The 12,788-nt window shown below is 70.6% G+C and carries 12 protein-coding genes; 5 read left to right on the top strand and 7 right to left on the bottom strand.

Features of this window, described 5'->3' with window-relative positions:
• Positions 1-121: 121 nt before the first annotated feature.
• The 4 genes from ACP4J3_RS04325 to ehuB are packed head-to-tail and all read right to left on the bottom strand — an operon-like array spanning position 122 to position 3,168.
• Positions 122-898 carry an amino acid ABC transporter ATP-binding protein gene (locus ACP4J3_RS04325; protein ID WP_426530536.1) on the bottom strand — a complete coding sequence of 259 codons (777 nt, stop codon included), beginning with the start codon at positions 896-898 and terminating at the stop codon, positions 122-124.
• A gap of 10 nt (positions 899-908) precedes the next feature.
• Entirely contained in the window at positions 909-1,559 is a 651-nt protein-coding gene (gene ehuD / locus ACP4J3_RS04320) for an ectoine/hydroxyectoine ABC transporter permease subunit EhuD (protein ID WP_426530534.1), read from the bottom strand.
• Positions 1,556-2,266, bottom strand: a complete 711-nt coding sequence (gene ehuC, locus ACP4J3_RS04315; RefSeq protein ID WP_426530532.1) for an ectoine/hydroxyectoine ABC transporter permease subunit EhuC — start codon at positions 2,264-2,266, stop codon at positions 1,556-1,558. Before ehuC ends, ehuD begins: the two co-directional genes overlap by 4 nt.
• Complete coding sequence (ehuB, locus tag ACP4J3_RS04310) at positions 2,263-3,168, bottom strand: ectoine/hydroxyectoine ABC transporter substrate-binding protein EhuB (RefSeq protein WP_426530530.1); 906 nt, start codon at positions 3,166-3,168, stop codon at positions 2,263-2,265. The genes ehuC and ehuB overlap by 4 nt, the downstream gene beginning before the upstream one ends.
• A gap of 47 nt (positions 3,169-3,215) precedes the next feature.
• Here ehuB and ACP4J3_RS04305 point away from each other — a divergent pair, with 47 nt between their 5' ends.
• Positions 3,216-3,710 carry a DUF3830 family protein gene (locus ACP4J3_RS04305; RefSeq protein ID WP_426530528.1) on the top strand — a complete coding sequence of 165 codons (495 nt, stop codon included), beginning with the start codon at positions 3,216-3,218 and terminating at the stop codon, positions 3,708-3,710.
• Here ACP4J3_RS04305 and ACP4J3_RS04300 read toward each other — a convergent pair.
• Together ACP4J3_RS04300 and ACP4J3_RS04295 are read right to left on the bottom strand one after the other, a co-directional pair.
• Positions 3,691-5,091, bottom strand: coding sequence for an amidase (locus ACP4J3_RS04300; protein WP_426530526.1), 1,401 nt, complete (start codon positions 5,089-5,091; stop codon positions 3,691-3,693). The genes ACP4J3_RS04305 and ACP4J3_RS04300 overlap by 20 nt on opposite strands.
• Before the next feature lie 23 nt (positions 5,092-5,114).
• Positions 5,115-6,098, bottom strand: coding sequence for a D-2-hydroxyacid dehydrogenase (locus ACP4J3_RS04295; RefSeq protein ID WP_426530524.1), 984 nt, complete (start codon positions 6,096-6,098; stop codon positions 5,115-5,117).
• A 215-nt stretch (positions 6,099-6,313) separates the two neighbouring features.
• On the opposite strand from ACP4J3_RS04295, the gene ACP4J3_RS04290 reads away from it, so the two are divergent.
• The 3 genes from ACP4J3_RS04290 to ACP4J3_RS04280 all read left to right on the top strand — a co-directional run bounded on the left by ACP4J3_RS04290 (position 6,314) and on the right by ACP4J3_RS04280 (position 9,070).
• The gene (locus tag ACP4J3_RS04290; protein WP_426530915.1) at positions 6,314-7,132 is read left to right on the top strand and encodes a maleate cis-trans isomerase family protein; all 819 of its coding nucleotides are present in this window, start codon (positions 6,314-6,316) and stop codon (positions 7,130-7,132) included.
• A gap of 10 nt (positions 7,133-7,142) precedes the next feature.
• On the top strand, positions 7,143-7,874 hold the full coding sequence (locus ACP4J3_RS04285) for a maleate cis-trans isomerase family protein (RefSeq protein WP_426530522.1): 732 nt from the start codon (positions 7,143-7,145) through the stop codon (positions 7,872-7,874).
• 89 nt (positions 7,875-7,963) lie between these two features.
• Positions 7,964-9,070: an LLM class flavin-dependent oxidoreductase gene (locus tag ACP4J3_RS04280; RefSeq protein WP_426530520.1), complete on the top strand. Its 1,107-nt coding sequence runs from the start codon at positions 7,964-7,966 to the stop codon at positions 9,068-9,070.
• Positions 9,071-9,090: 20 nt separating this feature from the next.
• Here ACP4J3_RS04280 and ACP4J3_RS04275 read toward each other — a convergent pair whose 3' ends face one another.
• The gene (locus ACP4J3_RS04275; RefSeq protein WP_426530518.1) at positions 9,091-10,911 is read right to left on the bottom strand and encodes a putative bifunctional diguanylate cyclase/phosphodiesterase; all 1,821 of its coding nucleotides are present in this window, start codon (positions 10,909-10,911) and stop codon (positions 9,091-9,093) included.
• Between the two features lie 345 nt (positions 10,912-11,256).
• Between ACP4J3_RS04275 and ACP4J3_RS04270 the strand changes: the two genes are divergently transcribed.
• The gene (locus ACP4J3_RS04270) at positions 11,257-12,678 is read left to right on the top strand and encodes a M6 family metalloprotease domain-containing protein (protein ID WP_426530516.1); all 1,422 of its coding nucleotides are present in this window, start codon (positions 11,257-11,259) and stop codon (positions 12,676-12,678) included.
• Positions 12,679-12,788 lie beyond the last annotated feature (110 nt).

The following is a 12,788-nucleotide window of genomic DNA, read 5'->3' as shown; positions in this document are numbered from 1 at the left end:
CAATCGCTTCCACGATAACGGGCAAGAGGCTTGTAGTGAGCGCTTGTTGACGAGAATGCGAGGCCCTCATCTGCGGCGCCTGACAAGGGCATATGCCAGAGTCGGGCGCCGCAGCGCGTCGTCACAGCACAGCGCTGAGGAACTCCCGGGTCCGGTCGTTCTCGGGGTCGTTGAAGATCTTCTCCGGGGTGCCGGTCTCGATGACCCGGCCGGAGTCGAACATCAGGACCTGGTCCGAGATGTCCCGGGCGAAATTCATCTCGTGAGTCACGCAGAGCATCGTGATGTCGGTGGAGCGCGCGATGTCCCGCAGCAGGTCGAGGACGCCCGCGACCAGTTCCGGGTCCAGCGCGGAGGTCACCTCGTCGAGGAGGAGTACCTGCGGCCGCATGGCCAGCGCCCGGGCGATCGCGACGCGCTGCTGCTGGCCGCCGGAGAGCTGGGTGGGGCGCTTGTCGGTGTGCTCGGTCAGCCCCACCAGCTCCAGCAGCTCCCGCGCCCGCGCCTCCGCCTCGTCCTTGGACAGGCCGAGGACGGTGACCGGCGCCTCGGTGAGGTTGCGCAGCACGGTCATGTTCGGGAACAGGTTGAACTGCTGGAACACCATCCCGATCTTCTTGCGGACCTCGCGGACCTGCTTCTCGGGGGCCGGGAACAGCTTCTCCCCGGCGACCGTGATCGTGCCCTCGTCGGGCTTGGTCAGGGTCATCAGCAGCCGCAGGATCGTGGTCTTGCCCGACCCGGACGGGCCGATCAGGGTGACGTGCTTTCCGGAGTCGACGGAGAGGTCGAGGTGGTCCAGGACCGTGTTGTCGCCGAAACGCTTGGTGATGTTCTCCAGCCGGACCAGCTCGCGGCCGTCCACCGGCGGATTGGAATTGGCGTCGGGGTCTTTCATCAGGGGAGTGTCAGCGGACAAGACGTCGCTCCAGGGTTCGCAGAAGGACGGAGGCCAGGTAGGAGATGAGGATGAACGCCACGCCGATCACCGTCACCGGCTCGACGAACCGGAAGGTCTGCTGGGAGAACAGCCGGGCCTCGCCCAGCATGTCCAGCACGGTGATCGCCATCAGCATCGGCGTGTCCTTGAGCATCGCGATCACGTAGTTGCCGAGCGCGGGCACGACCCGGCGGATCGCCTGCGGCAGGATCACCGCCGTCCACGTCTTGCGCAGCGGCAGGTTCAGCGCCGTCGCGGCCTCCCACTGGCCGACGGGCACCCCCTCGATGCCGGCGCGGTAGACCTGCATCGTGTACGTCGAGTAGTGCAGGCCGATGCCGACGACACCGGTGGTCAGCGCCGAGAAGGTCACGCCCCACTCGGGCAGCACGTAGAACAGGAAGAACAGCTGCACCAGCAGCGGGGTGTTACGTACGAACTCCGTGACCACCCCGACCGGCCAGCGCACCCAGCGGGTCGGGGTGCGCATCAGCAGCGCCCAGACCAGCCCGAGCGCGAACGAGATCAGCGAGCCGAGGACGAGTGCCTGCAGGGTGACCCACAGCCCGTCCCAGAAGTGCGGCATGAAGTCGCCGACCGCTCCCCAGTCCCAGTTCATGCGACACCACCTCCGACGCCGGTGCCCACCGGTTCAGCCACGACCTTCTTGCGCTCCGGAGCCTTGCCGACACCCGCCTTGAGCTTCTTCTCCAGTCCGCGCATCACCCGGGTGAGCAGGAAGGCGATCACGAAGTAGATCAGCAGGATGTAGGTGTAGATCTCCGCGCTCTCCTGCAGCGCCAGCCGGACCAGTTGGCCGCTGAAGGCCAGGTCGCCCATGCCCATGATCGACACCAGGGCGGTGCCCTTGAGCAGCTCGACCAGCAGGTTGGAGAAGGGCGGAATCATCTCCGGCACCGCCTGCGGCAGCAGGATCAGCCTGAGCCGCTGCCAGGGCGTGAAGCTGAGCGCGATCCCGCCCTCCTGCTGCGCGGGATCGACGGCGTTCAGGGCGCCGCGCACGATCTCCGAGCCGTACGCCCCGTAGGTCAGCCCGAGCGCCAGCGTGCCGGCCCACAGGGGCACCAGCTGCCAGCCGAAGGCGAGGGGCAGCACGAAGAACACCCAGAAGATCATGACGAGGGCCGAGGTCCCGCGGAACACCTCGGTGTAGAAGCCCGCGAGGAAGCGCACGATCCACAGCCGGTGGGTGCGTGCGACACCGACGACGAACGAGACGGCCGCGGCCAGCAGTGCGCTGAAGACGAGCAACTGGATCGTGACCCAGATGCCCTTGAGTACCAGTTCCCACAGTCCGGAAGTCATCCGCCGCACAGCTCCTTCGCGGTCAGATCCGTCATCTCGCTCTCGGTGAAGCCGAACGGCTTGAGGATGCGGAGCAGCTCCCCGCTGTCCTTGAGCTTGTGCAGCTCGACGTTGAAGGCGTCCCGCAGATTCGTCTCGGTCGGCCGGAACGCGAAGGCTCCTCCGTCGGTGTGCGGCTTGCCCTCCACGATCGGCTGGAACGGCTCGGTGACCTCGGCCTTGGCGGACTTCTTCACCACTTCACGGGTGGTGAGCGCGGTACCGGCGAAGACATCGACCCGCCCGGCCTCGACGGCGTTCAGCCCGGCCACCTGGTCCGGGACGATGAGGATGTCGCTCTCCTTGTACCCGGCCTCGACGGCGTATCCGATCTCGGCATAGCCGGTCCCGGTGGCGAACTTGGCCTTCTTCTCGACGATGTCCTTGTAGTCGTGCAGTCCCTTCGGGTTTCCCTTGCGCACGATGAACGCGTCGAGCATCTGATAGTCGGGGTCGGAGAAGATCACCTGCTCACAGCGTTCGGGGTTCACATACATCCCGGCGGCTACCACGTCGAATTGCTGTGCGTTCAGTCCGGGAATGAGGGATCCGAACTCGGTGGGCACGGGCTGCACCCGGTCCACTCCGAGCCGCTTGAAGATGACCTTCGCGAGCTCGGGCGCCTCACCGGTGAGCTCTCCGTTCTTGTCGATGTAGCCGAAGGGGATCTCTCCCGCGATCCCGAGTCGTACGACCCCGGACGCCCGGAGCCGTTCGAGCAGGTCACCCCCGTCCTCGGTGGACGCCGTGGCCACCCGGGAGCAGCCGGCGGCACCCAGTGCGCCGAGCGCCGCAACCCCCGCGAGCAGCGACCGGCGTGTGGGTCCGGAAATATGTTCGACATGTTCCAGTGATGGAGCCATGGCGGCGCAGCTACCCGAGACCATGCGATCTATGCACCCTGGTATGCATGACTGATCGGTTCATCGAAGTCTCTCTTCCCAAACGCGGAATCCGGTGCACGGCGAAGCTCCTCGACGACCGCGCCCCGCTCACCTGTGCGGCCGTCTGGGACGCCCTGCCGCTGTCCGGCGACGTGTACCACGCCAAATACGCCCGCAATGAGATCTACGCCCTTTTCCCGCCCTTCGCGAAATCGGAGCCGCCGCTGGAGAATCCGACGGTCACTCCGATCCCGGGAGATCTCTGCTACTTCTCCTTCGCCGGTACGGAACTGGGCACCAAGTCCTACGGCTACGACCGCGAGGTCCGCGCCGGCACCACCCTGGTCGACCTGGCCCTGTTCTACGAGCGCAACAACCTGCTGCTGAACGGCGACGTGGGCTGGGTGCCCGGCATCGTCTGGGGCCAGGTCGTCGAGGGACTGCGGGAGATGGCCGAGGGCTGCAACGACCTGTGGCGATCGGGCGCCCAGGGCGAGTCCCTCAGCTTCCGGAGGGTGTGAGCCCGGCGACCCCCGCTTCGTAGAGCGCGTGAGCCGCCCGCAGCACGAGATCGTCGCGATGGCGGGCGGCCACGATCTGCAGGCCCACCGGCAGGCCGTCCTCATCGGTGCCGACAGGGACGCTCGCCGCCGGCTGCTGGGTCAGGTTGAAGGGGTAGGTGAAGGGCGTCCAGCCGGTCCACCGGCGGTGCCCGGAGGCCTTGGGGACCTCGGCGCCCGCCTCGAACGCCGTGATCGGCAGGGTCGGGGTGACCAGCAGGTCGTAGGAGTCGTGGAAACGGCCCATACGGCGGCCCAGTTCCATACGGACGTCCACCGCGGCCAGATAGTCCAGCGCCGAGCGCCGGGCCCCGGCCGCGCAGATCTCCTTCAGCCCGGGGTCGAGCAGCTCCCTGTGATGCGGCCCCAGATGCTGGGTCACCCGGGCCGCCCCGGTGAACCACAGGGTGTGGAAGGCGTCCACCGGGTCGGTGAAGTCGGGGTCGGTCTCCTCGACGTACGCCCCCAGCCCCGCCAGCCGCTCCACCGCCCGCCGCACCGCCGAGGCGACCGCCGGGCGCACCGCCACCTGGCCGCCGAAGGACGGCGAGTAGGCGACCCGCAGACCGTGCACCCCGCCGGACAGGGCGCTGACGAAGGAGCCCGGCGCCGACGCGAGCGCCGACCAGTCGCGGGAGTCGGGCGCGGCGATGACGTCCAGCAGCAGCGCCGCGTCGGCCGCGTCCCGGGTCATCGGACCGACGTGCGCCAGAGTGCCGAAGGCGCTCGCCGGGTACAGCGGGACCCGGCCGTACGTCGGTTTCAGGCCGAAGACGCCGCAGAAGGCCGCCGGGATACGGACACTGCCGCCGCCGTCCGTGCCCAGCGCGAGCGGGCCCGCGCCGAGCGCCACGGCCGCCCCCGCGCCGCCGCTGGAGCCGCCGGCGGTGCGGGTCGGGTCGACGGGGTTGCGGGTGACGCCGGACAGCGGCGAGTCGGTGACGCCCTTCCAGCCGAACTCGGGGGTGGTCGTCTTGCCGAGGAAAACGGCGCCGTGCTCGCGCAGCCGGGCCACGGAGGGGGCGTCCTCGTCCCAGCGGCCCTCGGCGGAGATGGTCTTCGAGCCCTTCAGCGTCGGGGCGCCGCGCATCAGCAGGATGTCCTTCACGGTGACCGGCACCCCGTCGAGCAGTCCGGCCGGGGCGCCGCGCCGCCAGCGCTCGGCCGACTCGGCGGCCCGCGCCAGGGCCTCGTCGGCGGTCAGGCGTACGAAGGCGTTGACCTCCGGCTGGATCCGCTCGGCCCGCTCCAGGGCGGCACGGGTGGCGTCGACGGGGCTGAACTCCCCTTTCCGGTAGCCGTCGAGGAGTTGTACGGCGGTCAGTTCGGTGAGATCCGTCATGCGTCGCCCTCCAGCCGTAGACCTCAGCGTCCGGGTACGTACCCGCGCTGTTTGTCGACCACGTTCAGCAGCGGTCTGCCCGCCTCCCACCGCTCGTACAACTCCACGAACTGGAGTCCGAGTTCATCCCGCCAGCCGACGGTGTCCCCGCTCATGTGCGGCGAGACGATCAGTCCCGGCAGCTCCCACAGCGGGCTGTCCGGACCGAGCGGCTCGTGCTCGAAGACATCGAGCGCCGCTCCCGCGATCCACCGCTTGGTCAGCGCCTCGGCCAGCGCCTCCTCCACCACGAGCTGCCCACGCCCGACGTTGATGAACCGGGCGGAGGGCTGCATCATGCCGAAGCGGCGGGAGTCGAACATGCCGTGCGTCTGCTCGGTGAGCGGCGCCGCCGCGATCACCCAGTCGGCCCGCGCCATCAGGCGGTCGAGGTCGTCGGGGCCGTGGATGCCGGTGCGCGGCACCCGGCCGACCAGCGCGGTGGTGATGTCGAGGGCCTTGAGCGTGCGGGCGATCGTACGGCCGATGGGCCCGGACCCGACGACGCACGCGCGCGTGCCCGCGACCCGCTGCCCCTCGCGGTGCCGCCACTGGCGGGCGCGCTGCAGGTCCAGGGTCGTCGGCAGGTCCTTCGCCATCGCCAGCACCAGCGCGGCGACGTACTCGCCGATCGGCTGGTCGAAGATCCCGCGCGCGTTGGTGACCACCGTGTCGGACTCGGTCAGCTCCGGGCACATCAGATGGTCCACGCCCGCGCTCGCCGTGTGCACCCAGCGCGGCCGGGGGCCCTCGCCGGGCCAGGCGTGGCGTACCGCGTGCGAGGTGAAGTCCCAGACCAGCAGCACATCGGCGTGCGGCAGCCGCTCGGCGAGGGTCGACTCGTCCGCGTGCTCGATCTTGGCGCGGCCGGTGAGGCGGCCGAGGCGGGGCAGGGGGTCGGCGTCGAGGACGAGGAGCGTCGGCGGCGGGCCGGCAGCGGGGGACGGGCCGGGGGCGGACGATGTCATTCGGGGTCGCTTCTCCGGGGTGTGAGGGGGCGCTTTGCCGGTGCTTGCGGGGATATGCGGGCGCCGTTTCTCGGAGTTTTACTTGAAGGAAACGGTCGTCTGACATGCGAGGTTTGACCACGCTCGCACCCGAACCTACCTTCGTCAACACGGGCGTTGTGTACGGCCGTGCTCACCCCTTTCTCGTAGTGAGGGCGGTGCCCGCCATGGAAACCATGGACATCTCCTTCCTCGGCGGCCCTCGCCCGCAGCGCGGTGTCGGAGTGGTCGCCCCGTTCGACTTCGCGCTGGACCGTGAGCTGTGGCGCTGGGTCCCGGACGAGGTCTCGCTGCACCTGACCCGGACGCCGTTCGTCCCGGTCGAGGTCAGCCTGGATCTGGCTCGTCTGGTGAGCGAGCACGAGACGCTGAGCGAGGGCGTCCGCACCCTGACCGCGATCTCGCCCGAGGTCGTCGCCTACGCCTGCACCTCCGGCAGTTTCGTCGGCGGCATCGCGGGCGAGCGGGCGATGTGCGAGGCGATGACACAGGCGGGCGCGGTGCCGTCCGTCACCACCTCGGGCGCGCTCCTCGAGGCGCTCGCCGAGCTCGGCGTACGGCGGGTGGCGCTGGTGACGCCGTACACCGTGTCGGTGACCCGGGCCCTGGAGGAGTACGTGGCCGAGGCGGGGGCCGTGGTCACCGGGTGTGCGTACATGGGGCTCACCCGGCACATCTGGAAGGTGCCCTACCGCGATGTGGCCGACATGGCGCGCCGGGCCGTGCGCCGTGGCGCCGACGTCCTGTTCATCAGTTGCACCAACCTGCCGACCTACGACGTGATCCCCCAGCTCGAGGCGGAGCTGCGCATCCCGGTCCTTTCGGCCAACCAGGTGACGATGTGGGCCGCGCTGCGCAGGGTGGGTACTTGCGCGGTGGGGTCCTATCAGGCGCTGATCGACCCCGCGGCGCGGATCGGCCGGACGGCGCGGGGCGGGCCCGTGCAGCCCGTGCTCCCGGACGTGCCGGATGTTCCCGAGCAGGAACAGCAGTAGAAAGGGTGACATGACCGCACTCGGATTTCTCTACCCGGGCCATTCCGCCGAGGACGACTATCCGCGCATCGAGCAGCTCCTCGGCGGCGACATCCGGATCGACCTGGTGCACACCGACATCGGGGAGGACGCGCACCGGGTGGACGCGCTGCTGCGGATGGGCTCCGCGGACCGGCTCGCGGCGGGCGTGGAGGCGCTGCGGCTCTCGGGCGCCGAGGCGGTGGTGTGGGCGTGCACCAGCGGCAGCTTCGTCTACGGCTGGGACGGCGCCCACGAGCAGGTGCGCACCCTCGCCGTCGCGGCGGGCATGCCGGCCTCGTCGACGTCCTTCGCCTTCATGCACGCCGTACGCGAGATGGAGGTGCGGCGGCTGGCGATCGGTGCGACGTACCCCGACGACGTGGCCGCGCTCTTCGCGGAGTTCCTCACGGCCGGGGGCGCTCAGGTGCTGTCGGTGCGCGGCTCCGGGATCATCACGGCGGCCGAGGTCGGGACCTGGGGCGAGGCCGAGGTGTTCGCGCTGGCCAAGGAGGCGGACACGGCGGACGCCCAGGCGGTCCTGCTGCCGGACACGGCCCTGCACACGGCCGCCCACATCCCGGCCCTGGAACGCGAGCTGGGCAAGCCGGTCCTCACCGCGAACCAGGTCTCCGTATGGGAGGCCCTGCGCCTGACGGACCGCCGGGTGAACGCGCCGGAGCTGGGGGCGCTGTTCAGCCGGGAGCCGATCGTGCAGGTGTAAGCGCGCGGTGTGAAGAGCGCGGGTGTGTGGGGGCGGCTTCGGGAATAAGCGGAGGGGATCTCCTGTTAGTCACGCCGGACCGCACCCGTATGCATCAGGAGGCACCCGTGGCGGCAGACGAGATCCGAGGCGAGGCACAGGGCAGCGCCCCCGTCCCCCTCTCCGTGCTGGACCTGGTCACGGTCAGCGCGGGCCACACCGCCACCGACGCCCTGCGCACCAGCGTCGAACTGGCGCGTCTCGCGGAGTCCCGGGGCTTCCATCGCCACTGGGTCGCCGAGCACCACTCGATGCCCGGCGTCGCCTCCTCGTCCCCGGCCGTGATCCTCGCCCACCTCGCCGCCCACACCGACCGCATCCGCCTGGGCTCCGGCGGCGTGATGCTCCCCAACCACGCCCCGCTGGTCATCGCGGAGCAGTTCGGCACCCTGGAGGCGATGGCCCCGGGCCGTATCGACCTGGGCCTGGGCCGCGCCCCCGGCACCGACGGCGCCACGGCAGCGGCCCTGCGCCGCACCGACCACCTGGGCGAGGGCGCCGACGACTTCCCCGAGCAGCTCGCCGAGCTCACCCGCTTCCTCGACGACGACTTCCCGGACGGCCACCCCTACCGCCGTATCCACGCCGTCCCCGGCCCCGTCCAGGCGACCTCGCCCGGCGGCGTCCAGTCCCCGCACCGGCCGCCGATCTGGCTGCTCGGCTCCTCCGGCTTCAGCGCCCGTCTCGCCGCCGTCCTGGGCCTGCCGTTCGCCTTCGCGCACCACTTCTCGGCGCGCAACACCATCCCGGCCCTGGACCTGTACCGGGAGTCCTTCCAGCCGTCCGCCGTCCTCGACCGGCCCTACGCCCTCATCGGCGTCTCCGCCCTCGCCACCGACGAGGAGCGGGAGGCCCGCCGTCAGATCAAGGCGGCCGCGCTCAGCATGATCCGGCTGCGCACCGGCCGCCCCGGACTCATTCCGACGCCCGAAGAGGCCGAGGCCTACGAATTCACCCCGATGGAGCGCGAGTTCGCCGACTCCTGGAACGCCAACGTCGTCCACGGCACCCCGGACGAGGTCCGCGCCGGCCTCGACGACCTCCAGAAGCGCACCGGCGCCGACGAGTTGATGATCACGGGCAACGCGCCCGGCATGGACGTACGCCTGCGCTCCTACCAACTCATCGCCGACGCCTACGGGTTGCCCACCGCCTGACCGCACGGTGACCGTACGGCTCAGACCCGTACGCCCAGCAGCTCGGAGATACGATCCGGCGACACCGGCCGCGAGTACAGCCACCCCTGGCCGGTGTCGCACCCGATCCGGCGCAGCCGCGAGGCCTGCGCCAGCGTCTCCACGCACTCCGCGGTGACCGTCAGGCCCAGCTTGTGGGCGAGCTGGATCATCGCCTCGACCACGACCTCGTCGGCCGGGTTCGGCGCCGCCGCGGCGCTGTTGTCGCTCTCGTACTGGAAGCCCCGTACGAACGAGCCGTCCAGCTTCAGCACCGACACCGGCAGCCGGCTCAGATACGCCAGGTTCGAGTAGCCCGTGCCGAAGTCGTCGATGGCGATGCGGACGCCCATCTCGCTGAGCGCCTGCAGGTCCTGCAGCGGCCGGCCCGACGAGCCCATCACCGCGGACTCGGTCAGCTCCAACTGGAGCAGATGCGGGGCGAGTTCGGTCTCGTCGAGGATCCGGGCCACGTCCGCCACCAGGTCGGAGTCCCAGACCTGGCGCACGGCGACATTCACGCTCACGAAGATCGGGGGCTCTTCGGGGTGTGCGATCTGCCAGGCGCGCGCCTGATGGCAGGCGGTCGCCAGGATCCAGCGGCCGAGCGGCACGATCGAGCCGTCCTCCTCGGCCAGTCCGATGAACCGATTCGGCGCCAGTACGCCGAACTGAGGATGATTCCAGCGCACCAGCGCCTCCACCCCGCGCAGCCGGCCGTCCTCCATGCCCACCAACGGCTGGTACTCCAGGGCGAACTCACCGCGGTCGATGGCCGGACGGAGCGTGGCGGCGAGGGCCTGACGGGTGATCAGATGGGCGTTGCGCTCGGGGTCGAACAGCGTCCAGCGGTCCTTGCCGTCGGTCTTCGCCCAGTACAGCGTGGTGTCGGCGGCCTGCATCAGGGCGGTCGGGGTGGTGCCGGCCGCGTGGCGCTCCACGACGCCGATCGAGGCCGACACCGAAAGGCGCCGGCCGGACAGGTCGAAGGGGGCCCGCAGCGCCTCGAGCACCGACTCGGCGAGATCGGCCAGTTGCTCGGTGCCCGTGGAGTCCTCGACCAGCAGGGCGAACTCGTCACCGCCGAGCCGGGCCACCAGCGGCGGGATCGAGCGGGTCTGCCCCGCCTGTTCGGCGCAGTGCGTGAGCCGCTCGGCGACCGCGGCGAGGAGCTTGTCGCCGACCCGGTTGCCGAGGGTGTCGTTGATCGCCTTGAAGCCGTCAAGGTCCAGGTAGCACAGGCCGATTCGGCCGGTGGTGCCGCTCTCGTCATACGACTCCACCTCCAGCGCCGCCGACAGCTTCTCGAAGAACAGCGTGCGGTTGGGCAGCCGGGTCACCGGGTCGTGCATCCGCAAGTGCCGTAGCTGGTCCTGGAGTTCGCGGTGGGCGCTGATGTCGGCGAGGGAGAGCAGGACGCCGCCGGACGCCTCGCCGGGCAGCGGCGCGACCGTGACCTGGACCCACAGGGAGTGGCCCTCCGGGTGCTTCAGCCGTCGGGTGCACCGCAGTTCGGCCTGGCGGCCGCGCAGCACCTCGCGGTACGTGTGCCAGGCGCGAGCGTCGGAGGCCAGGTCCACCAGATCGGCGGCGACGCAGCCGGTCAGCTCCGCGGGCGCCGTGCCCAGCAGATCGGCGAAGGTCGGATTGGCGCCCGCCACCAGGCCCTCGCGGTCGACCACGGCCATCGCCAGCGGCGCGGCGGAGAACGCGGAGGAGTACGGCGGCGCCCCGGTACCGGGCGATGGCTGCGCGCTACTGTCTGTGACGGCCGGCCCGATGAGGTCTGCCGCGGGCGTCGGCCCTTCGGACGTTCCGCTCACCGCTCGCTCCCGCAGTGCACTCGATCTTCGGATGGGTCTCATCGGAATGGCCGGCCGGGTCGCGGTCGGCGCCGGGCCGTGTCCGTGCAGGAAGTTGTCAGGAAAGTGTGCCGATCATAGATGCTGGTTCCAGGCCCTTCCACCTACTGTTCAGTGTTCCCGCGCGACGCGCTCATGTGACAGATCGTTTCTGCCCGCACGTGGACGGCTTCTTCGAGCCCCCGACCGTTTGTGACGTTCCGTGAGCGAATCGGGGATGTCGGCCCTGACGAGCCTCCGGCCCGGTCACCCGTCCGGTGCAGCAGAACAGGACGTAGTACGACAATCAGACACAGGCTGGGTGCGGTGTCCCGCGAACCGCACCCGGAGGTCCACGTGCCGCGTCAGTTCCCCCTGCACCATGGGATGGGCCTGCTGCGGGACCGACCCCGACTGCGCAGCACCGCGGCGGTGTTCACCACGATGTCGGCGCTGGCCGCGACCTCCCTGGTCGTCGGCCCGTCGGCCGCCGAACCCTTCGACTCGGCACCCTGCGCCCTGGAGCGCACCGACGCCCACCACTCCGAGGGCCTGGACACCTGGAACGCCTCCTATCCGCGCCCGACCCGGGGCCTCGACGCGGTCATGGTGTTCCTGTCCTTCCCGGACTCGCCCCCGCAGACGACCCCCGCCGAACTGACGGCCGACCACTTTCCGGCCACCACCCACTTCTTCGAACGCGCCTCCTACGGCAGATTCACCCTGCGCCCGCATCCGCTGCGGCACTGGCTGCGCATGCCGCGCGCCTCGACGGCGTACGCCATACAGCGTGACTGGCGCGTCACCGACCGGGCCGCCTATCTGCGCGACGCGCTCGCGGTGGCCGACCGGGAGGTGGACTTCTCGCGCTACGACATCGTGTACTTCGTCGCCGACCCGGACGCGCCCGGCGTCGACTCGGACGCCACCAAGGTCGTCAACCTCCAGGCCCCGCTGCGGGCCGACGGCAAGGACATCCGGCGTGTGGTCACCGTGTTCGAGAACCATCCGCCGGACCGGCTGGTCCTCGCGCACGAGACCGGCCATGTCTTCGACCTGCCCGACCTGTACCACCGTCCGGCGGACGGCAAGGGCGACTGGGACACCTATGTCGGCGACTGGGACCTGATGGGCAGCCAGTTCGGGATGGCGCCGGACCTGTTCGGCTGGCACAAGTGGAAGCTGGGGTGGCTGGAGCCGCGGCAGGTGGTGTGTGTGCAGGGGTCGGGGAGCGGGTCCGTCCGGCTGACGCTGGAGCCGCTGTCGGCGGGGCCCGGGGGGCTGGTGCAGGCAGGGGCGGAGGCGGGGGCAGGGGCGCCAGGGCAGGGCTTCGGTTCGTACGGCGCTCAGGGCGCTCAGGGCCTTCAGGGCTCTCACGGCTCCCGTGGGGCAACGCCGGGGTTCGGGCTGGGCAACGGCGTCAAGCTCGCCGTCGTCCGTACCGGGCCCGAGAGCGCGCTCGCCTTCGAGGTGCGCGGTCCGGTCGGCAATGACACGCGGGCCTGCCGGCAGGGGGTGCTGGTGTACCGGGTGCGCAGCGAGACCGAGTCCGGGGGCGGGCCGGTCGAGGTGATCGACGCGCATCCGCGCAGCGAGGCCTGCTGGGAGGAGTCCGTGTACCCACCACTCGCGGACGCGCCGGTCGGCCTCGGTGAGAGCTTCACGGTGCCGGGGGAGGGGGTCCGGGTGGAGGTGGAGGGGCGGACGGCGTCGGGGGCGTGGACGGTGAAGATCGCGACGGCCGGGTGACTTCCTGGCCTGCGGCCACGACGGCCGACGGCGAGGGGGGTGTGGGTGGCGAAGCCCCCACAACGCGCGGCGGAGCCGCGCAATAACAGAGATGGCGAGATGGTTCGCGC

The sequence above is a fragment of the Streptomyces sp. UG1 genome, assembly GCF_049974585.1.
Taxonomy (GTDB): domain Bacteria; phylum Actinomycetota; class Actinomycetes; order Streptomycetales; family Streptomycetaceae; genus Streptomyces.
This window is presented reverse-complemented; position numbering and strand designations above follow the sequence as displayed.